The organism is Exiguobacterium indicum HHS 31 (assembly GCF_001939065.1).
In the GTDB taxonomy this organism is placed as follows: Bacteria; Bacillota; Bacilli; order Exiguobacteriales; family Exiguobacteriaceae; genus Exiguobacterium_A; species Exiguobacterium_A indicum.
Genome location: NZ_MPSZ01000002.1, coordinates 210,127 through 235,997 on the forward strand (window position 1 = coordinate 210,127; position 25,871 = coordinate 235,997).

The 25,871-nt window shown below is 48.1% G+C and carries 26 protein-coding genes; 10 read left to right on the forward strand and 16 right to left on the reverse strand.

All coding sequences use genetic code 11. The features are described from left to right. Positions 1-243: 243 nt before the first annotated feature. A complete protein-coding gene (locus tag N179_RS09380; RefSeq protein ID WP_035399263.1) occupies positions 244-1,800 on the forward strand; it encodes a BCCT family transporter in 1,557 nt (518 codons plus the stop codon). Positions 1,801-1,890: 90 nt separating this feature from the next. Next, positions 1,891-2,736 carry a metallophosphoesterase gene (locus N179_RS09385; RefSeq protein ID WP_075642762.1) on the forward strand — a complete coding sequence of 282 codons (846 nt, stop codon included), beginning with the start codon at positions 1,891-1,893 and terminating at the stop codon, positions 2,734-2,736. Positions 2,737-2,772: 36 nt separating this feature from the next. On the opposite strand, the gene N179_RS09390 is transcribed toward N179_RS09385, so the two are convergent. Continuing rightward, a complete protein-coding gene (locus N179_RS09390; protein WP_023466794.1) occupies positions 2,773-3,267 on the reverse strand; it encodes a YwhD family protein in 495 nt (164 codons plus the stop codon). Positions 3,268-3,332: 65 nt separating this feature from the next. Continuing rightward, on the reverse strand, positions 3,333-3,857 hold the full coding sequence (locus N179_RS09395) for a hypothetical protein (protein ID WP_075642763.1): 525 nt from the start codon (positions 3,855-3,857) through the stop codon (positions 3,333-3,335). A gap of 168 nt (positions 3,858-4,025) precedes the next feature. On the opposite strand from N179_RS09395, the gene N179_RS09400 reads away from it, so the two are divergent. Together N179_RS09400 and N179_RS09405 are read left to right on the forward strand one after the other, a co-directional pair. Beyond that, positions 4,026-4,211 (forward strand): 2-hydroxymuconate tautomerase, encoded by a 186-nt coding sequence (locus N179_RS09400; RefSeq protein WP_023466792.1) that lies wholly within the window; start codon positions 4,026-4,028, stop codon positions 4,209-4,211. 72 nt (positions 4,212-4,283) lie between these two features. Further along, the gene (locus tag N179_RS09405; RefSeq protein ID WP_075642764.1) at positions 4,284-4,928 is read left to right on the forward strand and encodes an NAD(P)-dependent oxidoreductase; all 645 of its coding nucleotides are present in this window, start codon (positions 4,284-4,286) and stop codon (positions 4,926-4,928) included. A 54-nt stretch (positions 4,929-4,982) separates the two neighbouring features. Here the strand turns inward: N179_RS09405 and N179_RS09410 are convergent, their stop codons facing one another. From N179_RS09410 to N179_RS09420, 3 genes are all read right to left on the reverse strand, one after another. After that, positions 4,983-6,161, reverse strand: coding sequence for a NupC/NupG family nucleoside CNT transporter (locus N179_RS09410; RefSeq protein ID WP_023466789.1), 1,179 nt, complete (start codon positions 6,159-6,161; stop codon positions 4,983-4,985). Positions 6,162-6,283: 122 nt separating this feature from the next. Next, positions 6,284-7,141 (reverse strand): phosphotransferase family protein, encoded by an 858-nt coding sequence (locus N179_RS09415; RefSeq protein ID WP_075642765.1) that lies wholly within the window; start codon positions 7,139-7,141, stop codon positions 6,284-6,286. Next, positions 7,138-8,445, reverse strand: a complete 1,308-nt coding sequence (locus tag N179_RS09420; protein ID WP_075642766.1) for an HD domain-containing protein — start codon at positions 8,443-8,445, stop codon at positions 7,138-7,140. Before N179_RS09420 ends, N179_RS09415 begins: the two co-directional genes overlap by 4 nt. A gap of 145 nt (positions 8,446-8,590) precedes the next feature. On the opposite strand from N179_RS09420, the gene lipL reads away from it, so the two are divergent. Both lipL and N179_RS09430 read left to right on the forward strand, forming a co-directional pair. Beyond that, positions 8,591-9,412, forward strand: a complete 822-nt coding sequence (gene lipL, locus N179_RS09425) for an octanoyl-[GcvH]:protein N-octanoyltransferase (protein WP_075642767.1) — start codon at positions 8,591-8,593, stop codon at positions 9,410-9,412. 16 nt (positions 9,413-9,428) lie between these two features. Continuing rightward, positions 9,429-10,277, forward strand: coding sequence for a DegV family protein (locus tag N179_RS09430; protein ID WP_075642768.1), 849 nt, complete (start codon positions 9,429-9,431; stop codon positions 10,275-10,277). A 68-nt stretch (positions 10,278-10,345) separates the two neighbouring features. On the opposite strand, the gene N179_RS09435 is transcribed toward N179_RS09430, so the two are convergent. The 9 genes from N179_RS09435 to N179_RS09475 all read right to left on the reverse strand — a co-directional run bounded on the left by N179_RS09435 (position 10,346) and on the right by N179_RS09475 (position 17,543). Beyond that, the gene (locus N179_RS09435) at positions 10,346-10,561 is read right to left on the reverse strand and encodes a hypothetical protein (protein ID WP_075642769.1); all 216 of its coding nucleotides are present in this window, start codon (positions 10,559-10,561) and stop codon (positions 10,346-10,348) included. Further along, positions 10,554-10,964, reverse strand: coding sequence for a hypothetical protein (locus tag N179_RS09440; RefSeq protein WP_075642770.1), 411 nt, complete (start codon positions 10,962-10,964; stop codon positions 10,554-10,556). Before N179_RS09440 ends, N179_RS09435 begins: the two co-directional genes overlap by 8 nt. Next, positions 10,964-12,484: a flotillin family protein gene (locus N179_RS09445; protein WP_029343201.1), complete on the reverse strand. Its 1,521-nt coding sequence runs from the start codon at positions 12,482-12,484 to the stop codon at positions 10,964-10,966. The genes N179_RS09440 and N179_RS09445 overlap by 1 nt, the downstream gene beginning before the upstream one ends. Next, the gene (locus N179_RS09450; protein ID WP_075642771.1) at positions 12,481-13,002 is read right to left on the reverse strand and encodes an NfeD family membrane protein; all 522 of its coding nucleotides are present in this window, start codon (positions 13,000-13,002) and stop codon (positions 12,481-12,483) included. The genes N179_RS09445 and N179_RS09450 overlap by 4 nt, the downstream gene beginning before the upstream one ends. Further along, positions 12,992-13,219 (reverse strand): hypothetical protein, encoded by a 228-nt coding sequence (locus N179_RS09455; protein ID WP_058265474.1) that lies wholly within the window; start codon positions 13,217-13,219, stop codon positions 12,992-12,994. The genes N179_RS09450 and N179_RS09455 overlap by 11 nt, the downstream gene beginning before the upstream one ends. A gap of 152 nt (positions 13,220-13,371) precedes the next feature. After that, the gene (locus N179_RS09460) at positions 13,372-14,574 is read right to left on the reverse strand and encodes a multidrug effflux MFS transporter (protein ID WP_075642772.1); all 1,203 of its coding nucleotides are present in this window, start codon (positions 14,572-14,574) and stop codon (positions 13,372-13,374) included. Continuing rightward, a complete protein-coding gene (locus tag N179_RS09465; protein WP_058714062.1) occupies positions 14,571-15,704 on the reverse strand; it encodes a YfbR-like 5'-deoxynucleotidase in 1,134 nt (377 codons plus the stop codon). The genes N179_RS09460 and N179_RS09465 overlap by 4 nt, the downstream gene beginning before the upstream one ends. 51 nt (positions 15,705-15,755) lie before the next feature. Then, positions 15,756-16,520 (reverse strand): TerC family protein, encoded by a 765-nt coding sequence (locus N179_RS09470; protein ID WP_058714061.1) that lies wholly within the window; start codon positions 16,518-16,520, stop codon positions 15,756-15,758. A 165-nt stretch (positions 16,521-16,685) separates the two neighbouring features. Further along, complete coding sequence (locus tag N179_RS09475) at positions 16,686-17,543, reverse strand: TerC family protein (RefSeq protein WP_041255251.1); 858 nt, start codon at positions 17,541-17,543, stop codon at positions 16,686-16,688. Positions 17,544-17,872: 329 nt separating this feature from the next. Between N179_RS09475 and folE2 the strand changes: the two genes are divergently transcribed. The 4 genes from folE2 to N179_RS09495 all read left to right on the forward strand — a co-directional run bounded on the left by folE2 (position 17,873) and on the right by N179_RS09495 (position 23,264). After that, entirely contained in the window at positions 17,873-18,778 is a 906-nt protein-coding gene (folE2, locus tag N179_RS09480) for a GTP cyclohydrolase FolE2 (RefSeq protein ID WP_035399184.1), read from the forward strand. 110 nt (positions 18,779-18,888) lie between these two features. Further along, positions 18,889-20,655, forward strand: a complete 1,767-nt coding sequence (locus N179_RS09485) for a LytS/YhcK type 5TM receptor domain-containing protein (RefSeq protein WP_075642773.1) — start codon at positions 18,889-18,891, stop codon at positions 20,653-20,655. After that, on the forward strand, positions 20,636-21,331 hold the full coding sequence (locus N179_RS09490) for a LytR/AlgR family response regulator transcription factor (RefSeq protein WP_023466772.1): 696 nt from the start codon (positions 20,636-20,638) through the stop codon (positions 21,329-21,331). Before N179_RS09485 ends, N179_RS09490 begins: the two co-directional genes overlap by 20 nt. 139 nt (positions 21,332-21,470) lie before the next feature. Beyond that, positions 21,471-23,264 (forward strand): carbon starvation CstA family protein, encoded by a 1,794-nt coding sequence (locus N179_RS09495; protein WP_023466771.1) that lies wholly within the window; start codon positions 21,471-21,473, stop codon positions 23,262-23,264. 61 nt (positions 23,265-23,325) lie between these two features. Here N179_RS09495 and N179_RS09500 read toward each other — a convergent pair whose 3' ends face one another. Together N179_RS09500 and N179_RS09505 are read right to left on the reverse strand one after the other, a co-directional pair. Next, the gene (locus tag N179_RS09500; protein ID WP_023466770.1) at positions 23,326-24,150 is read right to left on the reverse strand and encodes an energy-coupling factor transporter transmembrane component T family protein; all 825 of its coding nucleotides are present in this window, start codon (positions 24,148-24,150) and stop codon (positions 23,326-23,328) included. Next, positions 24,141-25,844 (reverse strand): energy-coupling factor transporter ATPase, encoded by a 1,704-nt coding sequence (locus N179_RS09505; protein WP_035399188.1) that lies wholly within the window; start codon positions 25,842-25,844, stop codon positions 24,141-24,143. Before N179_RS09505 ends, N179_RS09500 begins: the two co-directional genes overlap by 10 nt. Positions 25,845-25,871 lie beyond the last annotated feature (27 nt).

Below are 25,871 nucleotides of genomic sequence, written 5' to 3' on the forward strand. Positions count from 1 at the left end.
TTTTTTATTTCCACATTATTTTAAAAACGCTTGATTGCAATCTTTTTTGCTTATCCTTCCATGAAAAACATTGATCTCTTTATTCTCATTTCCCGGTCGATTTGCTTTTCCACACAAATGTTTGTTACGGTAGTACCCTGCGTGATTAGGTTTTGTTATCGGATCGACGGGGTAATGATAATGTCGTTGCCATCATTTGATACAGAACAACTATGTAAAATTCGAAAGAAGGTGTTGAACACGATGGAAAATAATCGAAAAAGTAAGATCACAAAAGTCTTTATGGTATCCGTCATTTTCTGTGTGCTCTTTACCATATGGGGAATCTTACCGGAATCCCTAATCGGTGCAGCTAGTCTCGGAAATGTCACAGCTAAAGCACAATCCTTTGTTTCTAACGGATTTGGCTGGCTATATCTTCTCGGCATGAGTGCTTTTTTAATCATTGCTATCTTTTTAATCTTTTCCCGCTTCGGTTCGATTCGACTCGGTAAGGATTCGGACCGTCCTGAATATGGTCTCATTTCTTGGTTTGCTATGCTCTTCAGTGCTGGTATGGGAATCGGGCTTGTCTTCTGGGGTGTCTCAGAGCCATTGACGCACTTTCATACACCGCCAGTCGCAACAGATGATCCAACGGAAGCAGCACGCCTCGCGATGCGCTATTCATTCTTCCACTGGGGATTACATCCTTGGGCATTATACGCGATCGTCGCGCTTGCTATCGCTTACTCGACATTCCGAAAAGGACGTCCAGCTACGATTGGTGACACTGTCGCTTCATTGATGAAGCCTCGGTATGCTTCTGCCGGTAAAGGTACCGTCGAAGTACTCGCCATCGTCGCAACAGCATTTGGTGTCGCGACGTCGCTCGGTCTCGGTGCACAACAAATCTCAGGTGGATTGAACTTCCTAACGAGTAGTATTCCTAACTCCTTCCTGACACAAATGATCATCATTGTCGTTGTGTCTGTCCTTTACATGATGAGTGCGGCATCCGGACTCGATAAAGGAATCGTTCGTCTCAGTAACGCCAACATCGTCCTCGCCGTTCTGTTGATGATCGGCGTCCTGTTCCTCGGACCGTTCAGTTTCATCATGGACCTCTTCGTGCAAACAACAGGTGCTTATTTGCAAAACTTACCGGTCATGAGTTTCCGGGCATCTGCCTTTAATCCAGACGAACGAGGCTGGATCAACGATTGGACGATCTTCTACTGGGCATGGTGGATTTCCTGGTCACCATTCGTCGGTACGTTCATCGCCCGTGTCTCGAAAGGACGGACGATTCGTGAGTTCGTCATCGGGATTATGCTCGTCCCAACGATCTTTGGTCTCCTTTGGTTCTCTGTCTTCGGTGGATCAGCGATTTGGAACGAATTGTTCCAAAATGTCGATCTGATCTCGACGGTCAACGATAAAGGAGTCGAAACTGGTATGTTTGCTCTATTTGAAACATTCGGTGGCTTAGGCACGTTCCTTAGCATCGTCGCTGTCTTCTTGATTACGACGTTCTTCATTACTTCGGCTGACTCCGCGACATATGTTCTCGGTATGCTATCGTCTGGTGGTAGTCTCATGCCAAGCTTACGCATCAAGCTTGCTTGGGGTATCATCCAGTCTTCAATCGCCGCCGTCTTACTTTATGCCGGAGGATTGAGTGCCCTACAGGCAGCAGCTGTTCTAGCCGCCTTCCCGTTCATCTTCGTCGTCGGAATGATGGTCATCGCCCTGTTCAAAGATTTATCGGAAGAACCCGATGCGCAAAAAGAAGTCACAGACTTAAAACAAGATGCCTAAATCGTTTTGAATTCCTCCTTCCGTCGCATACGGAAGGAGGTCTTTTTTGTTATCCTGAATTATGCAAAGTAGAAAGAAATGAGGTGGCTCATGCGAAAACGTACACGCTGGTTAGTATCCCTCAGCGTCCTCGCATTAGGAAGCTGGTTTTTATATCGTGAAAATAACATCATTGATGTCTCACAGGTGACGGTTACGTCAAATCGCTTACCGGAAGCATTTGATGGTTATCGTGTCGTCCAAGTAGCAGATTTACATGGCAAGGCGTTCGGGAATGAACAAGAACGACTACTGAAGAAAATTGATCGCGAAAAGCCGGATCTCGTTGTCATGACTGGCGATTTGATTGACTCGAGGCGAAACGGTGAAGAAGCTGCCCTTACACTCATGAAAGCGCTCGTCGATCGATACCCGGTCTACTTCGTCACCGGGAATCATGAGGTTCGACTCAATCTAACGATTTTGCCAAAGCTTGAACAACTAGGTGTCACCGTTCTCCGAAATCAATCACGTGTCATCGAATACCAAGGTCAATCGATTTCGTTACTCGGTATCGATGACCCGACGACGACACGGTGGCGCGAAGGGCTATCAGAACCGGATGGGATTCGTCAAAGTCTCGATCAAGCATTGCAAGACGTGTCGCCTGATGCATTTCAACTTTTGCTTGCCCATCGTCCGGAATATAAATCCTTGTATGCCGAGCGTTCCGTTGATCTCGTCTTATCCGGTCACGCCCACGGCGGACAGATCCGCCTGCCGTTTACGGAAGGTCTGTATGCCCCTGGTCAAGGATTCTTTCCAGCGGTGACGGCAGGTCGCTATCAGGAACAGCAGACGGAACTGATTGTCAGTCGCGGTCTCGGGAACAGCCTGTTTCCGTTTCGTCTGTTCAATCATCCAGAACTCGTCGTCTTGACGCTAAAACGACCATGAAAAAAGAACGTGTGCCGCGGCACCCGTTCTTTTTGTTTAGACTAACGCTTCATGTAAAGCAGCGTCAGCATTTTCCCACATCTCCGGTTTATGTGTCTGCAAGAAATCACGTAACAATTCCTTTGAACGCTCATCCATATGATCGACAACGATCCGTCCTTTAAGGGATTTATCCATCTTGTTGACGTGATCAGCAAGAATCTTGAACCCGCGACGCGCTTCCGCATCGACTAGCAGATCGCAGGCAGCGACACCACCATAATAGAATCCTTCTGGCTTACGACCGACCGTCACCCAGACGATCCAGTACAGTTTACCGTTTGGCGTATCGGCTTTGTCCGTCGTGAACTTGACGCGTTTCTCGATGGCTGCTTTCGCGTGCATCGCGCCCATGTCGATGTAAGCTTCGCCGTCTTCCGGAGAAATGATGACGGGTGACATACTATTTAAGCTAAGTGTCCCGACACCAAATCCTCCGTGACCGTCTGTAGAGTTATCTGAAATGATATTAAAGTTAATCTTTTTTTCCATCGTGTTTTGTCCCCTTTTAATCCTGTTGCTTCTATCATACCGTATTCCGAGGTGTCTGCAACCAGTCACTCGTAACGGAGAAGCTGTAATTGTTCCTCTGATGCTCGGCGAATCGTCGGGAGACGATAACACGTCATGGACGCAATTTCCTCATGCGCCGGAGGATTGACCTCTTCAAGATGAAGCAAGGCGCGGTCAAACAGAGTTTGCGCAGCACGACCGAACAAGAAGAAACGTTCCAGTGAAGAACACCGCGACCGAATCGCACGTAACTGATGCGCAAGTTCTCTCACTTTCGCCTCGACCTCTTCTTCCATGTCAGCTGTCGGTTTTCGATTTTGAAACAACGGTTTGAAACGTACATCGTCTTCAAGCAACGTCAACATCCCGTATCGCTTTGCTTCTTTTTGATTCAGCAGTTGAGCGAGTTCTTTATCCGTTACGAGTCGCCCGAATGGAATGTTCTGTTCAAAGACGATATCTGAGACTTCGAGTCCTTTAGCACCAGACAACGGATAATTCGTATCTTCCGGTAACGCCCGATCAAAAATCAGTAACGTATGAATCTTCTTCCGTATGATTGCGTCCATATGTCTCTCCTTTTCTGCCGTATGTGTATGACTACCTTCGCTTCCGACAAGAATAGCTCCTACCTTATACCCTTCTTTTTCGAAAACGATGTTCGAATTGACGAATCCCCTATCGAATGCGCTATACTGATGGCGTATCGTCATCATGTTAGAGGGGGAAATGAAGTCATGCCATATGTTACGGTTAAAATGTTATCGGGTCGTACAGTCGAACAAAAACGCGCTTTGATTGAAAAAGTCACGGAAGCAGTGTCGGAAACGACGAATGCTCCTAAAGAAAACATCACGGTCTTCATCGAAGAGATGGAAAAAACAGATTACGGTCAAGCTGGCGTCATGTTCGCGGATAAATAAACAACAAGAGACGTCCGGTCGTTACCGTACGTCTCTTTTTCCCATCTGCTTGATCTCTAAGGAGGAAAACTTATGACTACTGTTACTGTACTTGGTGCGACCGGTCGAACGGGTCGCCCTTTGATTGATCGGTTATTAGAAGACGGCTACGACGTTCGTGCACTCGTACGTTCCACGTCACCGGACTTACCCGTCCATGACCGACTTCACGTCCTGACGGGAGACGCGACAAATCCAGAGGATCTCGAACAAGCACTTGCAGGAAGCACCGCTGTCTTCAGTTGTCTCGGTACCGATCAACAGCAGGTCCTCTCGACAGCGATTCCACATCTCGTCACGAAGATGAAGGACGTAGGTATCGAACGGATCGTCTTCATCGGTACAGCAGGCATTCTCGATGCATCAGAAGAACCAGGAAAGTATCGTTTCCAATCGAGTGAGTCCCGTCGACGCTCGACGATTGCAGCAGAGGATCACTTGAAAGCTTATTTGACCTTAAAGGATGCAGACGTCGACTTCACCGTCATCTGCCCAACACAACTGACGGAAGACAAAGCACTTGCTGCTGACGACCTGTTGATCGAGGCGACACGCTTCACTGCACCGACAGGACCGATTCCCCGGGAAAACGTCGCGCAGTTCGCCGTTGAAGTCTACCGTGACGGAACCCATCATCGCGTCCGTGTCGGGATTGCGTCGCACGGTACGACTAAATGACAGACAAAAAGAGCAATGGATCAATGATCCATTGCTCTTTTATAAGTGTATCTCTTAAAGCAAGACGCTGACGACGATTGCCGTCAAGACACTGACGAGTGTTGCGCCGTAGAGTAACTTCAGACCAAAACTAGCCGCAACGCTTCCTTGGCGGTCGTTCAATCCTTTAACCGCACCAGCGATGATTCCGATTGACGAGAAGTTCGCAAACGAGATCAAGAAGACAGAAACGATTCCGAGTGTGCGTTCCGAGAATTCTTTTGAGTATTCTGGAAGGCTCAACATCGCAACGAATTCGTTCGTGATCAATTTCGTTGCCATGACACTACCGGCACTGACAGCTTCCGCCCATGGAATACCCATGATGAAAGCGAACGGTGCAAAGATGTATCCGAGGATTTCTTGGAACGAGATGTTTAGAACCATCAAGAAGATATCGTTGACCATACCGATCAAGGCGTTATAACCGATCAACATCGCACCAACGATGATTGCGACTTTGAATCCATCCATGATGTATTCGCCGAGCATTTCGAAGAACGTTTGTTTTTCTTCGACGATTTCAAGAATATCTTCTTCCGGATCAACCGTGTATGGGTTGATGATCGAGACGATCATGAAACCACCGAACAAGTTCAATACGATTGCTGTAACGACATATTTCGGTTCTACCATCGTCATGTATGCACCGACGATCGACATCGAAACCGTCGACATCGCTGACGCACACAATGTGTAGAGACGGTTTGCTGGTAATTGACCGATTTGTTTTTTAACTGTGATGAATACTTCTGATTGTCCGATCGCAGCTGAAGCAACCGCGTTGTAAGACTCAAGACGTCCCATACCGTTGACTTTTGATAGGACGAAACCGATACCGCGCATTAAGAGTGGTAAAATCTTCGTGAATTGTAGAATCCCGATCAAAGCAGAGATGAAGACGATCGGGAGCAAAACATTGATGAAGAATGGTTGTGCGCCTTCGTTCGCTAAACCACCGAAGACGAAATCAATTCCGATTGCCGCATAACTAAGCAGTTTTTCAAAGACTTTCGCGACGCCACGAATGACGATATATCCGAACGATGTATTGAGTAAAATGAACCCAAGTACGAGCTGAAGAACTAGCATGACCGCAAGCGGTTTCAATTTGATGCCTTTACGGTTACTGCTGACAAGGAGTGCCAAGCCGAAAACGATAGCCAGTCCGAGTAGTGCGATAAGATATTTCATGAAGTACCCCTCTATCTATTAGTTGTTTATCAGTTGTACATTCGTACGATGTCTGACGTTTAATCTCTTTCCAAGTAATAGAATAATCAATATTTCGAAGAACTACAAGAGGAAAAGTTCATTTAGTAACCGCTTTCGTTATTTTCATAGACTTTCAAGACAAACTTTTCCAAGCGTTCCCGAACATTGTCCTGACTAAGGTTTTGCCTTCCATATGCTTTCCACCCCGGATAGACGTCGATCGTTTCAGGTCCAAAATCAAAAACAGCCCGAATATCCCACGCGTGATCGTAAGAACGTTTCGTCTGTTTGAGGTAGCTTTTTAAAAAATGATCCGCCATCTCAATGGATTCAAGCAAGGCAAGATTCAAACGACAATGCGCAAGGTCGACTTCAATGGGACCTACACACGCATTAATCCAATCAATCGTATGGCACGTTCCATTCATTTCGTATAACACATTGACCGGATGAAAATCCCGATGAATGAATCGGATCGTTTGACTTTCGTCCGGTTCGACCGCAAGTAGCTGACGCCATCTCTCCGGATGCTGCGTCCACGTCGGAACGTGACGCTCTGTCGCATACGGTTGATAGACATACCGAGATTCTGGTATCGGTAGTGCATGAATCGCAGCAAGCATCTGTGCCAGTCGATCGACATATTGCTCATCCACCTGATCAAGCCGGATCTCTCCCGGCGAGCGGGTCATATATAACCACGGCGGGACTTCGTCTCTAACATCGGTTTGATAGTCCAACACATCTGGTGCTAAGTCACCTGCTGCTTGTAACGCAAACACTTCATGCAAGACAAGATCCGGCTCCTCATGTAGCCAGTCTTGATTCGTATGGACGCGAAGAATTCCCTCACCGACTCGAAAAACAAGGGAGGATGTCGCGCCTTTTAAGACTTCGACCTCTCCTCCTTCCTGTCCAAGCTGTTGCAAGATTTTCGTAAGGACAGCGGACGATATCATGATGTCACGCTGCCAATCAATAACTGGTCGATTTGCATCTTCTCATTCGCATGTTCGCGCAAGTCGTGCAAAATTTCTTGCGGGAAGAACAGCTTCTCATCCGTCTGGCGTGACGTCGCGATGGCTTGAACGAGTGGTGAAACTTGCGAAATCTCTTTCATTTGCCCATCCTTCATCTGCAACATGATCGGCTGCTTACTGATTTCACCGTTATCTCCATATAAATCGTAAGGAAGACGACTGAGTTTATCTTCAAGCAGATAATACGTCGGATTCAAGCCGATTGCTTCGAACAACTCACACAACTTATCGTGGACGAGTTCACGTTTTTCAGCCGGATAATCGACATACTTGAACAACTTCCGGTCAACGAATCGCCCCGATAGATCTGCAAGGATTGGATCCTGTTCATTCGCCCACTGCTGAAAATAGAAGTAGACGATTGTCTCATCCAGCCCAAGGAAATCACGCAACTCCATCTTCTGATCAAATAGCGGCATCAAATGGATTGGTGCAATCGCAAACGGATATGCGGACAGGTACAACTCCTGCGCCCGTTCGAGAATGGCTTTTAATAGGTAATCACTCGATCGTGTCACCGGATGCAGGTAGACTTGCCAATACATCTGATACCGCCTCATGATGTAGTCTTCGATCGAATGCATTCCGGATTGTTTGACGACCATCTGATTATGGGCCGGACGCAATACCCGAAGCATCCGCTCGAGATCGAATTTTCCGTAGCTGACACCGGCAAAATGCGCATCGCGCAATAAATAATCCATCCGGTCAACGTCGAGTTGTGAGCTGATCATCGTAACAAGCAGTTGATTCGGGTGCGTCTTGTTGATGATCGATGCTACTTCTTCCGCAAATCCGTCTCCGACTTGGTCGAGGACTTTCTTGATTTCCGTATCCCCGAGAATGATCCGCTCCGTCCACGTTTCGTGATTAACACCGAAGACGTTCTCGAATGCGTGCGAAAACGGACCGTGTCCGACATCGTGTAAGAGTGCCGCAGCCAGCGTCAACTCCCGGTACTGATCGTCCCAATCGGCGCGACCGTTGAAGACATCGATCAGTTGACGCGTGATTTCATAGACACCGAGCGAATGATGGAACCGTGTGTGCTCTGCTCCATGAAACGTCAAAAAGGATGTTCCGAGTTGTTTGATTCGGCGTAGTCGCTGAAATTCACGTGTACCGATCAGTTGCCAAATCAACTGATCACTGACATAGATATAGCGATGAACCGGATCCTTGAAGACCTTCGTTTCCTTTAATTGTCCTAATGATTGATACATATGTTTCTCTCCTTTAAATCGTGTCTATGTCGTTGTTGTTCGGTTTTGTTTCCAAGGATTCCTGTCTCCCGCGGCGCTTCGCACAGAAACTTTACACACCCTGTGCTATAATGATGTCGCAAATCTACAATAAAGGAACGAGCCTATGGGAATCGAACTCTTAAAACAAGAACATTATCGTATTTTTGATCAAACGTCACTCGGAACTGCTTTCCATGCGACACAATCGTTTGCGATGGACGACACATTATGTGCTTCCGTTGCAACAGAAGGAGCCGCACTCCGCTCTTGGATTCACCACGAAACCGTCGTCCTCGGCATCCAGGATGCCCGTCTTCCTCATCTTGCTGACGGTGTAGCCGTTCTGCATGAACATGGTTTCTCGCCCGTCGTCCGTAACTCAGGTGGTCTTGCCGTCGTCCTCGACGCTGGTGTCTTGAATATTTCACTCGTCTTACCGGAACGCGGCGGCATCGATATCGACAGTGGTTACGAAGCGATGCTTGCGCTCGTCCGCCGCATGTTCGCACAAGAAACGGACGCGATCGTCGCTGGTGAAGTCGTCGGATCGTATTGTCCCGGTTCTTATGACTTATCGATTGCCGGTAAAAAATTCGCTGGTATCTCCCAGCGTCGTGTCCGTGGCGGAGTGGCCGTTCAAATCTATCTTTGTGTCAACGGAAGTGGAAGTCAACGCGCCGCTTTAGTCCGTGACTTTTACGAGGCAGCGCTTCAAGGTGAAACGACGAAATTCGTTTATCCGACCGTCGTGCCGGAAACGATGGCGTCACTCGAGGAACTGCTTGGTACTCCATTGACAGTCGAGGAGTGCTTACGTCGTGCATATGAAGCGTTACTTGCGCTCGACGCTGATTTGACGCCCGCAACTTTGACGGAACTCGAGAACGAGCGATTCGGCGTCAACTTGAGTCGGATGCTTGATCGAAACGAAAAAGCCCTAGGTTAAGAAAGGAGAGAACGTGATGATCCGATTGATCACAGACAGTGGTGCTGATGCACCAAAAGACATGTTAGATGCATATGATTTTACGGTCATGCCATTCGGCGTATTGATCGACGAAGACACGTTCTTCGATGGAGAATCGATATCTCCGAAACAACTGTATGATAAGATGCGTGACGGTGCAGCACCAAAGACATTCCAAGCAGAAGTCAGCCGGATGGTCGAGGTGTTCACGCGTCACTTCGAACAAGGGGATCCCTTCCTCTACCTCGCCTTCTCGAGCGAATTATCGGGAACATATCAAACCGCGAAGATGCTAGCAGAGGAACTCGCAGAAAAGTATCCGAACGTTCCTTATCTCGTACTCGATACGAAAACCGCTTCGACAGGACAAGGATTGTTCGTTCTCGACGTCGCAGAATACGCACAAACGCATTCGTTTGAAGAAACAGTGGCTTATGCTGAAGCCAAAGTAAATACGATTCGTCATCTGTTTACAGTCGAATCACTCGAATATTTGATGCGCGGTGGACGCGTTTCGCGAGCTAGCGCCTTCATTGGTGGTCTCTTATCGATCTTGCCACTATTGACAGTCGAAGACGGAAAATTGATTCCAAAAGAGAAGATCCGTGGTCAGAAAAAAGTCATGAACCGGATCGTCGAGTGGATGGAAGAAGCACGTCCAGCGATTGACGGACATCGAATCATGATTGGTCATGGGGATTCGATCGAACGGGCAGAACAATTAAAACAATTGATTGAAGCACAGTTTTCACCAAGCGAAGTCATCTTGACGATCGCCGGCGCAGCGATTGGTTCACATACAGGACCGGGACTCGTCGTCATTGGGTATGACCTTCCACGTTAACGGCACTCATTTTTATCTTATAGTACGACAAAATGGGACAGACTCTGTTTAGAGCCTGCCCCGTTTTTTTATGAATTGTATCCGAAGAACAGCAATGCCATGCTTAATCCAAGCGAAGAGACGATGAACACGATCGCCATCCCACCCATTCCGAAGACTAACAGCTTCGGTAAATCACGTCGCTTCTTCAGAAGGGCAATTAATAACCCGACGTTGATCAAGAAGACGACGAGGAACGGAAGCAGCAGCATCCAACGCTCTTGCAGTAAAAATAAACTATCCATTTCTTTGCTCCCTTCTTTCAGACTCCAAGAATGGTCGGAATAGATTCAGACATAAGAAACGGAATAAAACATAAGCGAACAGAAGTGTCGACACTACTTCGAAACCAACATATCCGACATCACGCCACGTGATTCCTGTCGTCACCCCAGCGAACCAATACGGGAAGTCGACCGTCAACAGACTACATATCAAAGCAAGAACGGCTTCCTGACGTGTTTGTCGATCGTAAAGTGAGTAAGATACCTTCTTTATATTGAATATATTCGCGATTCCGTCATCTGATGTGTATCCTTTGATGATGCCGATGACGCCGCCTAGTACCGCCAGTGCATACCATGGAAGTGGCCAAGCGACATGAAAAAGCAGGAGTGCGAACACAATCAATAAGACGCGGATTGCCATCAGTCTTCTGTTTTCGACGCTGCCACTGCATCATGGGAATTCAAGTTGACCGTCAACGGCTTTGCTGTTCCTTTACCGGAGAAGTTCTCGATCAACTCTTTGACATCTAATCCTGACGACGCCTTTAACGTCTCTTGCAGTGATGCCATCAAATCCGTTGCGTAACCGGTGACACGGTTCGCACCGCCCCCTTCACCACTACCTGTATCAACGACTGTGATTTTATCGATGTTGCCGAGTGGTGCTGCAATCTCTTTCGCGTACTCTGGCATCATCCGAATGACCATGTCGAGAATCGCCGCTTGTCCGAATTGTTCGAACGCCTGCGCGATTTTTTCTTTTGCTTCTGCTTCCGCAAGACCCTTCAGACGAATGATGTCCGCTTCCGTTTCCCCTTGTGCCCGCTCCGCGTCCGCTTTCGCAAGACCATCCAGACGAATTCGTTCTGCATCCGCTTTTGCCGATGCCTCGATCCGGTATTTCGTTGCATCTGCTTCCGCATATTGCTTCGCACGGTCGGCTTGGGCAGCTTGCTCAATCGAGTACCGATCGGCATCAGCGCGTTTTTTGACTTCCGCGTCGTATTGTTTCTCACGACGGAGAATTTCACGTTCTTCGAGCTCGATTTGTTTTTGACGCTCGATGATTTTGATTTGCATCTGTTGCTCGGTGACTTCTTGTTGCGCGCGTGCATTCTCAAGATCATACGCTTGGTCGGCTTTCGCCTTCGCGATATCTTGTTCGCGGCGGTAGTCTGCCATCTTCAACTGATTTTCTTTTTCCGCTTCAGCGATTTCTGTTGCGCGTTCGAGTTCTGCTTTTTTCGCATCTTTTGAAGCTTCTGCCCGTTTGATGCGTGTCTCTTTTTCCGCGTCTGCCGTTGCGATATCCGCATCACGACGAACCTGTGCAATCCGAGGTTTCCCGAGGGATTCTAAGTATCCGTTCTTGTCACGGACGTCTTTAATCGTAAACGAAACGATGACGAGTCCCATCTTCGCTAGGTCTTGAGACGCGACCCGCTGGACTTCTTGTGAGAACTTATCACGGTTCTTATAAATTTCTTCGACGGTCATCGACCCGAGAATCGAACGCAAGTGTCCTTCAAGGACTTCACGTGCTTCGCCTTCTCGCTCCTCCTTTGATTTTCCGAGGAACTGCTCCGCTGCCGTCGCAATCTCAGAAATCGAGCTACCGATCTTGATGATCGCTGTACCGTCTGCCATGACCGGTACACCTTGCTCCGTATAGACTTCAGGTGTCGTAACTTCGAGTTTACTCGATAACAAACTCAGTGGTGTCGCTTGTTGGAAGACAGGTAACACGAATGTTCCGCCGCCACGAATAATTTTTACTCGGTTGCCGGACTCATCGGTATTGACGTTGCGTCCTCCGAGATAACTACCCGATACGATCAACGCTTCTTCCGGACCGACCGTTCGGTACTTCGTAATGAATAAGACGATCAATGCAACAATCAACGCGACCGCGACGATCGATACGATTAATACTGGATTCATGTAAACATCTCCTTTTTCCATTGTTGGGGGTACGTCACGACAGACGCGACGCCTTGTTTGATCTCGATGACGAGCACCTTCGTACCTTGTGGTAGGGCAGGTCCTTCAAACAGAACGGCTGACTTTGATACGCGTCCTGAGACGTCATCGAGTAAGATTTCACCATATCCTTCAGTCGGAATCGGAACGATGACGGTTGCGCTGCGTCCTTCTAGCATCTGTTCCGAAAATCCAAGCGACTGTTCGGCTTGTGCCATCGGAACGAATAAAAAGATATGCATCAGCGTCGTCACTAATAACGCAATCACACTGCTGATGATTAAAATCAATATCGAACGAAACGGACTGAGCTGTTCGAGTCCGAATCCGATCGCTGACGTGATGATGACAAAAGATAAGATCAACGTGGGATGAAAGATTTGGTCGACGCCTGGAATGACGTCTGAGAATAGGATAGACACAAACACACCACAAGCAGCGGCCGCTAATGCATATAAATAAAGTGTACTAACGTCCATCTTCGTTCACCTCGATGTAAGGATGTGAGCCATACAGTTCGTGGTAAGCCCTTTGATAAGCAGCCCGGTTTTCCTCAAACAATAAACGAGCCAATTCTTTGTCTCGTTGATCGATTGCCTCTTCTTGACGGCGTAAGTATTTTTTCTGTGCGGCAAAATGACGTGCTAATCTTGCCTCAATCGACGGTTCTCGTTCACGCTGCAACTCCTGTTTCATCGCTCTACTCCTTTCTGAAGTACTGGCTTTCTTTATCTTCTACGCTTATTTTTTAGAAAATGTTTCAAAATGAATTCCATTTATTTTCCTTTCATTAAAAGAAAAAAACGTTCGTCCCATACAGAGGACAAACGTTTTTGAATAATTAGCGTTTATGAACGATTCGGTCGACGAACAATCAGACCATAATAGAGAATGAGCGCCAGGCAATCTAAGGTCATGATGATCAACCCCATCGGAACAGCAGACTGCTCTCCCATGATCCCGACGAGTGGTGACACAAGAGAACCGACGAGCATCGGCAAGAGCCCTAGAAGAGCCGAGGCACTGCCTGCCGTTGCTCCGTAATTTTGCATCGCTAAGGTAAAACCGAGCGTCGAGATCAATCCGACGCTTGAAACGACGAAGAATAGTGGAATCATGACGAAGATCAACTGATTCGTTAACGTCAAAGCGAGGAACAATAAGATACTTGCACCCGCAACGATCGTCAAACTAATTCGCATCAGCCGCTCTGAATCGACACGACCCGCAAGACGACCGGCGATTTGTGCTGCTAAGATAATTCCGATTCCGTTTAAACCGAACAAAAAACTGAACTGTTGCGGCGAAGCACCATAAATATTTTGTAAGACGAACGGTGAACCGGAGATGTAGGCGAACATCGCGCCCATGACGAATGCTTGCGCGAACGCATAGCCGATGAAGACGCGATCCGTTAACAAACGTCCGAACGTCTTCAACGTCGTTGTCAGGTTTCCTTCAACACGTCTATCAAGCGGAAGTGTTTCCGGTAAACGGAGTGCGACAGCAAGTAACATCATCGTGCTTAAAATCGCAAGCAAGTAGAAGACGAAATCCCAGTCACCGAACCGAAGCAACTGTCCTCCGATGACGGGTGCGAGAATCGGTGCTGTTCCGTTGACGAGTGACAAGGCAGCAAAAAACCGCGTCAATTCGGGTCCATCAAACAAGTCACGAACGATTGCCCGGGAAATGACGATTCCTGACGCTCCAGCTGCCCCTTGGATGAATCGAAGCGCGATCAACACTTCAATCGTCGGTGCCATCGCACAGGCGAGAGACGCGAGCAGATATGCGAGCAGAGCAACCATCAGCGGTCGTTTACGACCGCGAACGTCACTGAGCGGACCAACAATCAACTGTCCGAGTGCCATCCCAAGCATACAAGCGGTCAAACTCAATTGGATTAGTGATGCACTCGCATCAAACGAGCGTGACATATCCGGAAAAGCAGGTAGATACATGTCGATCGAGAGCGGTCCAAGTGCAGCGAGTGAACCGAGGATCAAGATCAACGTTAAGCGACGTGGGGTCATGGTTTCTTTCGTCATGACGTCACGTAATCCAAATCATGCAGGACATAAGCGAGGAAAAAGACGACCGATGGATTTTCATATGTCATCTGAACCTTTTTGAGTTGTGCGCGGTAACCGGTCTCATACTCGACCCCGTTCAATTTCCGTTCCATGTTCATTTTAATCAATGCATCGAGTTTATCGATCACATCAACCATCTGTCCTTCGTATGTCTCATCTTTTGCTTCCACGACGAACCGACGAAATGGTGCTCGGATTTCTTTCGGTAAATTATTGATCAACGTCTCTCCTTCTGCCCGTTCGTAAGCTTCGAAGGCCGCTGCTGTGACCGGTGTTGCATGTTTGACAGGTCCAAGAACATCTCCTGTCGTTCCTTCAACGAGATCATGACACAAGAGACGTGAGACGACTTCTTCGATGTCGATCGTGACGCCGTACTTCTCTGATTCAATCAGACCATTGAAGATACCAAGTGAGGCTGCTCGAAACGCATGTGTCGCGTCGTTATCATCAATCGTGTTGAAACGTCCTTTCCAGCGCCGAATCGTATCCATCATCAAGACGTTTTCAATGAAATGAGACATCTCGTCCTCTTCCATGACCGACTGTGTCAAGCGACGGATCGAAACGAGTGGATGTCGTTCCAGAACAGCCTTTAATTCCGCTGCCTTTTGTTCGAAAAAGACGGACTCCGTCATCCGTGCTTCCCTTCGTGCGTACAACATCGCATCGAACGTATCGATTGCTTCGACGATTCGCCCTTCCGGTGATTCATCCTCTGCATGTACGAGGTATGTCGTGAACGCTGGTTGAAGCGACTTCGAGAGTAAGGCAACGAGCTGTTCACTTGCTTGTTGTTCCATTGCCTGAATGTGTGCATGTAACGTCGGCTCTTTTTTCGTCCGGTGTTTAATGGGTCCGGTGATGACTTCGTTCATGTCATGGAATAGAGCTTTTCCGAGCAATATCTGGCGGTCGACTGGTGGTTGCCCGTCTGCTTCTTCTAAATAGCTTGCCATCAAACTGAATAAGGCAACACGAAAACTGTGACTGGCTGCGTTATCCGGAAAACGTGGTGCATATTCATCCCACCGTGGAACGTTTTGCATCCGCGTCAGCATCCGAATGAAATTACCGTTTTGCATGAAATCTCTCCTAACGAAAGACGGACAGAGAGTACCCTGCCCGCCATTGTATTATTTTGCTGATTTGGTTGAACTGCTTCCGCTACGGAACCAACCAATGATTAAAATCAGAGCAAGTACGACCCAGAAGATCGTTTGCCATAGTGTACTCTCTGGAAACTCATGCGGCAAGATGTCGATCGACGGATGCGCGAGTGTCATGACGACCAGTTTTACACCAACCCATGCGACGAGCCAAAAGGCAGCTTCTTCGATACCTGGTCGCTTTTGGAGCAAGACGACGAACCAGCTCGCGAAGTAACGCATGATGACGAGACCAATGATCCCACTGAAGAAGACGACCCAGAATTGTCCTGTATTCAGACCACCGATCGTTCCACCAATCATCGGTAGTGTCGTCGCCATGGCGACAGCAGCAAGTGTCGAGTCGACAGCAAACGCCAAGTCAGAGAACTCGACTTTAACGACCGTCCACCAAAAGTTCGGTGAGGCTTTTTGTGAGGCAATTGAATCTGGTACTTGGTGTTTATTCGATCGAGCCTCGACGATTCCTTTAAACGCGACGTAGAAAAGGTAGATCGCCCCGAGTGCTTGAAGTTCCCAAATCGTCGCTAAATACGAAGCAAAGAAGATTGCCACGAAACGTAAGACGAGTGCTCCGACGAGACCATAGAAAAGTGCTTTTTTGCGTTGATCGTCCGGTAACGGTCGAACGAGGACCGCCATGACCATTGCATTATCAGCAGAAAGTAACCCCTGCAAAATGATCAGTACGAGCCCGACGGTCGCATACTGTGTAATTAATCCAATATCCATACTAACGAATCCCCTTTATTGTTCAGTCTATTTATTATATGCCGGTCGATCGGAAAGAAAAAGATGAAAGCTCGACTCAAGTACTTAACCTTGTGTTTTATTCCCATTGTTTAAGAAAACCTAACACAAAAAAACGACCCGTCATCGACGGATCGTTTCCATTTCTTATAAGTTTTGATCAACTTTCTTTTCAGCATCTGGATTTGGTTTCGTTTTTGGTGAAGAGAACCAACCCCAAAGAGCAAGACCGACCATGACTGTCCAGAAGAAAGCCTGCCACGGTGTACTGTGGGCAAATCCTTCAGGAAGTTTTAAGGCTTCAAAGATTGTTCCTTCGATTGATGCGTGGTATTTCGGGTGTTCGAGCGCAAGAACGGCTAGCTTCACACCAACCCAGGCAACGATCGCAAACGCTGCTGTCTCAAGACCTGGGCGATCTGCGAGCAATTTAACAAAGACACGTGCTGCGAAACGCATCAAGACGACACCCATCAAACCACCTGTTAAGATGACGATGAAGTGACCTGTGTTCAAACCACCGATTTCGCCTGATCCCCAGTTTGGAAGGGCAACGGCAAGTGCTACTGCTGCAAGAATCGAATCGACAGCAAACGCTAAGTCTGCAAATTCAATCTTCGCGACTGTCCGCCAGAATTCACCTTTTGAAACTGGCTCTTCCGACTTCGGTTCTTCATCTAGCTCATTTTCAGCCCCATGGTTCTCACCGAGCTTTCTGGCTTTAACGGTCTTATAAATATGCCGTAGTCCCATGATGAGCAAGTACGCCGCTCCAAGTGCTTGGATTTGCCAAATGTCGACGAGGAACGAAATCGCGAACAATGCCGCGAATCGTAAAACGAACGCTCCAGCTAGTCCATAAAAAAGTGCTTTCTTTTGTTGTTCTCCTGGTAAGTGCTTGACCATGACCGCGAGTACGAGTGCATTATCCGCTGAAAGTAATCCTTCGAGCGCGATCAAGACGAGTACGACCCAGGCATACTGTAATAGTAACTGCCAATCCATCTCTGTCATCCCTTTCTCTTACTACCTGTAAAATAAAAAAACTTCAATTATTGACCATGACGAAAAAACAATGATTACACGTTCACCTGAACATATACTATAGGATAGTATACCCGATTGCAAGTAAGTTATTCCTACAGATGTAGAATGTGTCGATTTTGAGTCGTGCGAGTTTCGTTTATCGAACGTTCGTGATAAAATTCAAGACAATACTTCTAGCGATGAAAAGATGAAACACATTTGCGGAATCATCAGACTTGCTCGTCTCTAGCATTCCTGTCATGTTATTACTATTGAAACACTACAAAAGGACAAAGGGGCCAATGAATATGTCTACCTACCCGATTACGTTACCAACAAAAGAAGAGCGCCATAAGCTGTTCGGTTCGGTACCACCGATCAAAGGAACAAAACCGACTGAAAAAGATAAGATGGTCGACTTGCAAAATACACCGAAGAACTTCTTGTTCGCACTAGACGCTGTCGGAATCTCGAATGTCAAACATCCTGTCGTCATCCAAGACGGAGACAACACACAAGCGACAGTCGCGACGTTTGAACTGTCGACATCACTCGTACAAGACCGTAAAGGGATCAATATGAGCCGTTTAACGGAACAACTTGATCAATACCACAACGAAGGTTGGACGGTCACGAACGAGTCACTCATTCAATTCGCGCGTGATTTAGCAGACCGCATGGAACAAACGGAAGGTCAATTGACGATCCGTTACCCATGGTTCTTCACACGTAAAGCACCTGCAACAGGTCTTAGCGGCTTGATGAATGCTGAAGTATGGCAAACAGTCAGCGTCAACACGGAAACGGACGAAGCGACGTTGTCTGTCGGCTTGACGATCAACGTCACGACACTTTGCCCATGTTCAAAAGAAATCAGCGAATACAGTGCTCACAACCAACGTGGTTACGTCACGATGGAAGCATCGTTACGTGATGAAGCAGAAGACTTTGACTGGAAACAATCATTGCTTGATGCTGCGGAATCCAATGCCTCAGCGCCACTTCACCCAGTACTCAAACGTCCGGATGAAAAGCGCGTGACAGAGATGGCATACGAAAACCCACGTTTCGTAGAAGATATGGTTCGCTTGATTGCTGCTGATCTGTACGAAATGGACCCAATCGCTTCATTCTACGTCGAATGCCGTAACGAAGAAACGATTCACCAACATGACGCGATCGCACGGATCACGTTCGATAAAGACGCACAATAAGTAAGTCTGCCGTACTCTCTCTTAAACCGAGCGAGTACGGCTTTTTTTGTATACCGGCATTGCTCTCCGTTTTGCGAGCGTTTACACTTAACTCGAATGGAGGAATGCACATGTTGGAACTGATTCCTTTTTTACTCGAACGACTCGGTATCATGATCATCTTAGCGTTCATCCTCGCCCAGTGGGGACCGACACGAAGGTTGCTACGTCAACCGGAAGCAGGCTGGCAATTCCGTGTTCTCGTCCTGTTTTTTGCGACGTACGGCATTTTAAGCAATTATACAGGGGTCAAAGTCGACTTAGCTGAATTCTTACCCCATGCTTGGCTCGAAGAAGTCGACGGGACATCAGCGATTGCAAACACACGAACGATGATTGTCGTCATCAGCGGATTGCTCGCTGGTCCGCTCGGTGGATTGATGACCGGATTGATCGTCGGGGTTCACCGGTATTCCCTCGGCGGATTCACAGCGTTCGCTTGCGCGCTTTCCACCGTCATCGCCGGTGGTGTCAGCGGTCTCTTACGATCCTATTGGCGCGACCGCCTCAGTAGCCAAGCATTATTGCCCGTGTGTCTGACTGCTTTTTTAATGCTGTTTGAAATGTCGTTGATTTTACTATTCGCCCGCCCCTTTGATGCGGCAGTCGAACTCGTCCAGTTCATCTTCTTACCGATGACACTGATCAACGTCCTCGGTGTCTGGTTGTTCTTATCGATCATCCGCCTTGCTGCGCGAGAAGAGGAAACGGTTCGGGCACGAGAAGCCGAACGGTCTTTGCACATCGCCGATTTGACGCTTCCGCATCTGACGCGTGGTCTACATATCCATACGGCAGAAGCTGTCGCGGAAATTCTGTTGCAACAAACGCGAGCCGAAGCCGTCTCACTGACGGATCGTTCCGTCATCCTGGCCCATATCGGTATCGGGAGCGACCACCATCAAGCTGGAAGTCACTGGACGACGAAACCGACCGAGCATGTCTTGCAGGACGGACAAGTTCGTCTTGTGACGGAACGACTCGATATCGGCTGTCCCGTAACGGATTGTCCGCTTCAAGCCGGCATCATCGCTCCGCTCATCGTCGGGGAAACGACGATCGGGACGTTGAAAGTCTATTATCCTCATGCCGAATTGCTCGACGCTGTCGAAGTCGAACTCATTGAAGGATTAGCGAAACTGTTCTCGACACAACTAGCACTCGGGAACGCAGAGCGGCAAGCCGGTTTACTGAAGGATGCCGAGATCCGGGCACTCGAAGCACAAATTCATCCCCACTTCCTGTTTAATGCGATCAATACGATTTATGCACTGTGCCGGACGGATGTCGAACAAGCACGCACGTTGTTGCTCGAATTGTCGACGTTCTTCCGCAGTAACCTCCAAGGCGCACGATCGACGAAAATTCCGCTCCAAAAGGAACTCGAGCACATCGAAGCATACACATCTCTTGAAGCCGCTCGTTTTCCGAATCGCCCGTTTCTCGATATCGATTTAGCAGACGAGACGACGGCTTTACTCGTTCCACCGTTCATCTTACAACCATTGATCGAAAATGCGTTCCTTCATGCGTTTTCTTCTGAACAGACAGGATATGTCGGGGTGACGGCATGGTGTGAGGCAGACCAGCTGTGTCTCGAAGTCGTCGACAACGGACGCGGGATTGACGCTTCGCGCCTTGCCCGTCTCGGTCGAGAAGTCGTTCCGTCCTCAGGCACCGGTACCGCATTATTCAATACGGCAGAACGGATTCGAAGTTTATATGGTGAAAAGGGACAGTTTACGATCACGAGTGACGGTCAAAACGGCACGACGATCGCGATTCGTCTCCCGATTGAAGTCAGAAAGGAGATTCAGCATGCGCACCTTGTTGATTGAAGATGAACCGCTCGCACGTGATGAGCTCCGTTATCACGTGACCGCAGCCGGTCTTGAAGTCGTCGGGGAAACCGGTAGTGTCGAGGAAGCCGAACGACTCGTTCGCTCCCTTCAACCCGACTTAGTCTTTCTCGATATCGAGCTGACGGACGGAAGTGGTCTTGAAGTCGCTAAACGCTTAAAGTCGATGCCACGTCCTCCGGCTCTTTTGTTTGTGACGGCGTATGATGCTCATGCGCTTGAAGCGTTTGAGCTCAATGCCTATGACTACATCTTGAAACCATATGATCCGGCACGGATTGTCCGTGCGATTGAAAAAGTCGCGCGACCGCTGCCGAAAAAAGCCCCTCGCCTTGAACGTTTAGCCGTCGAGACGGGCGAACAACTGAAATTATTGTCTCCTCAAGATATCAATTATATCGTCGCTGAGAACGGAAAGACGAAGATCGTCACAGAGCACCATGCGTATCCATCGAACGAGACCTTACTCGAACTTGAACGAAAGCTTCAAGATCATCGCTTTTTACGGGTTCACCGCTCATACCTCGTCAACTTATCAGCAATCGATGCCATCGAACCTTGGTTCAACGGAGCCTATAATTTAAAAATTCATCAGATTGATGTGCCAGTCAGTCGGACGTATGTCAAACTACTGAAAGAAGCGCTCGGTATTTGAGCGCTTCTTTTTTGTGATTCAAGGTCCATTTTCAACCTTTCATCGAACGAAACCGACAACTCATCTAAAAATCAAAGAAAGCGCTTCCATAACTTGTATACTAAATCCATCATAGTTCATTCAAGAGGAGGAATTTTAGATGAGCGCTACTCCAATCGTTATTGCTGTCATCTGTATCTTATTAATCGCGTATCGTCTCTACGGCACGTTCATGGCTGCGAAAGTCTTAAAAATCAAAGATGATCGCGAAACGCCCGCTCATAAATTAGCGGATGGAAAAGATTACGTCCCAACGAACAAATGGGTCTCGTTCGGACACCATTTTGCGGCAATCGCTGCTGCCGGTCCACTCGTCGGACCTGTCCTTGCTGCTCAGTTCGGATATCTCCCCGGCTTACTGTGGCTCTTAATCGGTGCCGTCATCGGTGGAGCGGTCCATGATATGGTCGTCCTTTTTGCTTCGATGCGCCAAGATGGTCAATCGCTCTCTGAAGTCGCTAAAAAAGAATTAGGTCCCGTCGCTGGTTTTTGTGCCGGTCTTGCGATGCTTTTCATCATTACAATCACGATGGCTGGTCTATCGATGGTCGTCTTACACGCCCTTGAACATAACCCATGGGGTACATTCGCTGTCTTCTCGACGATTCCGATTGCGATGTTCGTTGGGATTTACTTACGTAAAGGTGGTAACTTAGCACTTGCTTCAACAGTTGGTTTCTTACTGATTCTAGCTGCGATTGGTTTTGGTCCTCAGTTAACGGAAACATTCATCGGCGATTGGTTCGATCTGTCGTCACGTCAACTCGCGATTGCTTTACCGATTTATGCATTCTTCGCTGCTGCACTGCCAGTGTGGCTCTTACTCGCACCTCGCGACTATCTATCGAGTTTCATGAAAATCGGTGTCTTCCTTGCTTTGATCGTTGGTGTCTTCATCATCAACCCAGACATTCGATTCCCGGCATTTACGAAGTTCGTTGATGGCGGTGGTCCAATCATCGCTGGTCCAGTCTGGCCATTCATCTCGATCACGATTGCCTGTGGTGCGATTTCTGGTTTCCACGCTTTCGTTGGTTCTGGTACGACACCGAAGATGATCAATCGGTGGAGTGACATCAAACCGGTCGCCTTCGGTGCCATGCTTGTCGAATGTCTTGTTGCCGTCATGGCGTTGATCGCTGCGACATCGCTTGAAGTCGGTGATTACTTCGCCATCAACTCAACACCAGAAGTATTCGCGACGCTTGGTATGAGCACGGTCTATCTTGATGATTTATCCCGTGAAATCGGTCTCGATCTGGCAGGTCGAACAGGTGGTGCCGTCTCACTCGCCGTCGGTATGACATTCATCTTCCGCGCCATCCCGTGGTTCAAAGAGATTGCCGGATTCTTCTTCCAATTCGTCATTCTATTCGAAGCGGTCTTCATCTTAACCGCAATCGATGCAGGAACACGCGTCGCCCGTTACTTGATTCAAGATTTCTTCGGGGAGTTCTACAAACCACTCAAACGTGTCGACTGGATTCCAGGTGCGATCTTCGCTTCGGCACTCGGGACGTTCTTCTGGGGCTATCTCCTGTTTTCGGGTGACATCGGTTCGATTTGGGCATTATTCGGGGTATCGAATCAGCTGATGGCTTCAATCGGCTTGATCATCGGAACGACGATCATCTTGAAAATCGCCGATAAAAAAGTCTATGCGCTGACGACGTTCATCCCGCTCGTCTATCTTCTGATCACAGTAACGTTCGCGGATATCTGGATGGTCGCAAACGTCTATGCGAATCCCGATTCTCCAGGTTTCAGCATCTTGAATACGGTCTTGTCCGTAACGATGGGACTGCTCGCGATCGTCATCACGATCTCAGCCGTCAAGAAATGGATTGAACTGTTGAATTCACCACGTTGGGAAAATCAAAAACGATCTGCGTAAGCGGATTGGTCATATGACAAAAGGCAGTGGACGCATCCACTGCCTTTTTCGTATCTCATTTTTAAAACGGATTATAAAAGCGATTACCATCATAGAAAGTGACGACGAATGACAAAACCGTCAAAAGTAGCACACAGCCGATCGCGACATAATCGATTCGTGTCATCGTCTGTTGGTTGTACCACGTTCGCTTTCGTCCGGCACCGAATCCACGGAGATCCATCGCATTGCTGACGGTCTCAATCCGCTCCAAACTCGTAAATAGCAACGGAAGTAAAATCTGGATGCTATTGCGTGCCCGCTGCCAAAGGGAGCCGTGTGAGACAGCAATCCCTCGTGCTTCTTGAGCGTTCGCGATCGTCCGGAAATCAGATTGAACGTCCGGAATATAACGGAGCGCTAAGGAGACCGCAAATGCGATCTTATACGGAACACCAATCCGATTCAAAGAAGAAGCGAACTCCGTCGGATGGGTCGTGACGAGAAACAACACAGCAATCGGAACGATCACACTGTATTTTAAGATTAAATTGAACAGATAAAATAATTGTTCTGCGGTCATCGTAAATCGTCCGATTCCTTCAAGTAAGACGTGACGCGATCCGTAGATTGCCACGCCCTGCTCTGGTTCGAACAGATAAACAGCGAGCGCATTAATCAGGACGAAAATCGCTGTAAAGATCAAGACGAAGCGGACTTCCCGAAACTGGATACGCGACAATCGGAATAACACGATACTGACTAACCCCATTACAAGTAAGACACGTGTATCATAGGTGAACATCGTTGCTGTCGTAAATAATAAGAATCCGATCAGTTTCGTCGTTCCCGTCAATCGATGAATCGGTGACGTTTTTTCAATATAGCCAAGCATTTCTACAGCCATTGTTCCCGCTCCTTTCGCTCCGCCGTAATCACGGACTCGACGAATCGTTCCGGATCGACTTCGAGGTGTTGCGCTAGCGTAAAGAGCGATGTTTGTTTTAAATGGGCATGATGCAGCAATTGTTCTTGATTCAGCAGTCCAAATGATGTTCCAGCATAACGGATACGCCCAGCTTGCACGAGGCAGACTTGATCGCTGTATTCTAAGACGAGATGCATGTCATGCGTGATGATGAGTAACGTCATTCCGTCCTGCTTCAATCCTTCTAAAAAGTCCATCATATCCGAATAATGCCGATAATCTTGACCGGCTGTTGGTTCATCGAGAATCAAGATATCCGGTCGTCGAACGAGAATCGAAGCAATCGTCACTCGTTTCTTCTGACCAAAACTCAGTGCTTGGATCGGCCAATTCCGAAACGGATATAATCCGCAACGACGTAATGTCTGCTCGAGACGCTCGTTTTCTTCCGCCTCACTCAGTCCGAGCGCCTGCATCCCGTAGCGGATTTCCTCCTGCACGAGGTGTTTTGAAATCATATGATTCGGATTTTGCAGAACGAATCCGATCGTTCCTGCTCGCTCTGCGATCGATTGGTTCGTGATGTCGATTCCGTCAAGCAGGATCCGACCAGCTGTCGTCCGTTGGTAACCACTCAACACTTTCGCAAGCGTGGATTTTCCGGCACCATTCTGACCAACGATCGTCGTCAGTGTTCCTTTTTGAAAAGTCGCCGTCACATTCTCAAGCACCGGCGTTCCTTGACGATAATGAAACGCCAACTGATTGAGTTCAAGCAATGAAGTAGAGGTTGCAACCTCTTTTTGGGGTGCTTTCTCTAAACGCTCTAACACGTTCGTCTGGTTGAATCGCTTTAAAAAGGGATCGATGCGGCTCGGCTGATCTGAAGGTTGAACGGCAAGCCCAGCCCAGCGTGCGGCACTGACATAGAGAGGTTCACGCAAGATCGCTTCTTGCAGTTTTCCGTTACTTAAGATGACATCCGGATGATCATCAGCGATGATTTCGCCATCGACCATGACGATGATGCGGTCAAACGGAATGACGAGTACATCCTCGATCCGATGTTCGACGACAATCAATGTGCGATTCGTATCACGTTGCAGTCGATCCATAAGCGTCATCGCCTCTTGTCCCGCTACTGGATCGAGATTCGCGAGCGGCTCATCAAACAGTAAGATGTCCGCATCTTCGACGAGGACTCCGGCTAATGCCGCCCGTTGTCGTTGTCCTCCTGATAGATCATTTAATCGTGCTTGCAAGAGCGTCTCGACATCCGTCATCCGTGCGACACGTTCGACGATCTCCTGCATTTCCGGTCGCCCAGTCTGTTTATTTTCGAGCGCAAAGGCGATGTCTTCGCCAACCGATAAACCAACGAACTGCGCATCTGGATCCTGTAACACCGTTCCAATATGCAGCGAACGATCAAATAACGATAACTCCCGGGCATCCTGCCCTTTGATCAGGACCTGTCCTTCCCACGTTCCAGGGTATGAGAACGGAATCAACCCATTGATGCACTGGGCGAGCGTACTTTTTCCTGAACCCGACGGTCCAACGATTAAGATGCGTTCGCCTGCTTGAATCGTTAATTGAATCTGCCGGAGTGTCGGTTCCGACTGACTCCGATATGTAAATGAAAAATCCTGAAATTCGATTACGTTTGTCATATCCTTCTCCCCCCAAGCTAAATGAGC

Bases quoted from the DNA above. Each gene is read 5' to 3' on its own strand.
- N179_RS09405 (WP_075642764.1), top strand. From the start codon at position 4,284: ATGACTACTGTTACTGTACTTGGTGCGACCGGTCGAACGGGTCGCCCT.
- N179_RS09390 (WP_023466794.1), bottom strand. From the start codon at position 3,267: ATGGAAAAAAAGATTAACTTTAATATCATTTCAGATAACTCTACAGAC.
- N179_RS09440 (WP_075642770.1), bottom strand. From the start codon at position 10,964: ATGGCAATCCGCGTCTTATTGATTGTGTTCGCACTCCTGCTTTTTCAT.
- N179_RS09445 (WP_029343201.1), bottom strand. From the start codon at position 12,484: ATGAATCCAGTATTAATCGTATCGATCGTCGCGGTCGCGTTGATTGTT.
- N179_RS09395 (WP_075642763.1), bottom strand. From the start codon at position 3,857: ATGGACGCAATCATACGGAAGAAGATTCATACGTTACTGATTTTTGAT.
- N179_RS09415 (WP_075642765.1), bottom strand. From the start codon at position 7,141: ATGATATCGTCCGCTGTCCTTACGAAAATCTTGCAACAGCTTGGACAG.
- N179_RS09410 (WP_023466789.1), bottom strand. From the start codon at position 6,161: ATGAAATATCTTATCGCACTACTCGGACTGGCTATCGTTTTCGGCTTG.
- N179_RS09460 (WP_075642772.1), bottom strand. From the start codon at position 14,574: ATGACGAAAGAAACCATGACCCCACGTCGCTTAACGTTGATCTTGATC.
- N179_RS09495 (WP_023466771.1), top strand. From the start codon at position 21,471: ATGAGCGCTACTCCAATCGTTATTGCTGTCATCTGTATCTTATTAATC.
- N179_RS09435 (WP_075642769.1), bottom strand. From the start codon at position 10,561: ATGGATAGTTTATTTTTACTGCAAGAGCGTTGGATGCTGCTGCTTCCG.
- N179_RS09455 (WP_058265474.1), bottom strand. From the start codon at position 13,219: ATGAAACAGGAGTTGCAGCGTGAACGAGAACCGTCGATTGAGGCAAGA.
- N179_RS09430 (WP_075642768.1), top strand. From the start codon at position 9,429: ATGATCCGATTGATCACAGACAGTGGTGCTGATGCACCAAAAGACATG.
- N179_RS09385 (WP_075642762.1), top strand. From the start codon at position 1,891: ATGCGAAAACGTACACGCTGGTTAGTATCCCTCAGCGTCCTCGCATTA.
- N179_RS09380 (WP_035399263.1), top strand. From the start codon at position 244: ATGGAAAATAATCGAAAAAGTAAGATCACAAAAGTCTTTATGGTATCC.
- N179_RS09500 (WP_023466770.1), bottom strand. From the start codon at position 24,150: ATGGCTGTAGAAATGCTTGGCTATATTGAAAAAACGTCACCGATTCAT.
- N179_RS09470 (WP_058714061.1), bottom strand. From the start codon at position 16,520: ATGGATATTGGATTAATTACACAGTATGCGACCGTCGGGCTCGTACTG.
- N179_RS09450 (WP_075642771.1), bottom strand. From the start codon at position 13,002: ATGGACGTTAGTACACTTTATTTATATGCATTAGCGGCCGCTGCTTGT.
- N179_RS09475 (WP_041255251.1), bottom strand. From the start codon at position 17,543: ATGGATTGGCAGTTACTATTACAGTATGCCTGGGTCGTACTCGTCTTG.
- N179_RS09420 (WP_075642766.1), bottom strand. From the start codon at position 8,445: ATGTATCAATCATTAGGACAATTAAAGGAAACGAAGGTCTTCAAGGAT.
- N179_RS09400 (WP_023466792.1), top strand. From the start codon at position 4,026: ATGCCATATGTTACGGTTAAAATGTTATCGGGTCGTACAGTCGAACAA.
- folE2 (WP_035399184.1), top strand. From the start codon at position 17,873: ATGTCTACCTACCCGATTACGTTACCAACAAAAGAAGAGCGCCATAAG.
- N179_RS09490 (WP_023466772.1), top strand. From the start codon at position 20,636: ATGCGCACCTTGTTGATTGAAGATGAACCGCTCGCACGTGATGAGCTC.
- N179_RS09485 (WP_075642773.1), top strand. From the start codon at position 18,889: ATGTTGGAACTGATTCCTTTTTTACTCGAACGACTCGGTATCATGATC.
- lipL (WP_075642767.1), top strand. From the start codon at position 8,591: ATGGGAATCGAACTCTTAAAACAAGAACATTATCGTATTTTTGATCAA.
- N179_RS09465 (WP_058714062.1), bottom strand. From the start codon at position 15,704: ATGCAAAACGGTAATTTCATTCGGATGCTGACGCGGATGCAAAACGTT.
- N179_RS09505 (WP_035399188.1), bottom strand. From the start codon at position 25,844: ATGACAAACGTAATCGAATTTCAGGATTTTTCATTTACATATCGGAGT.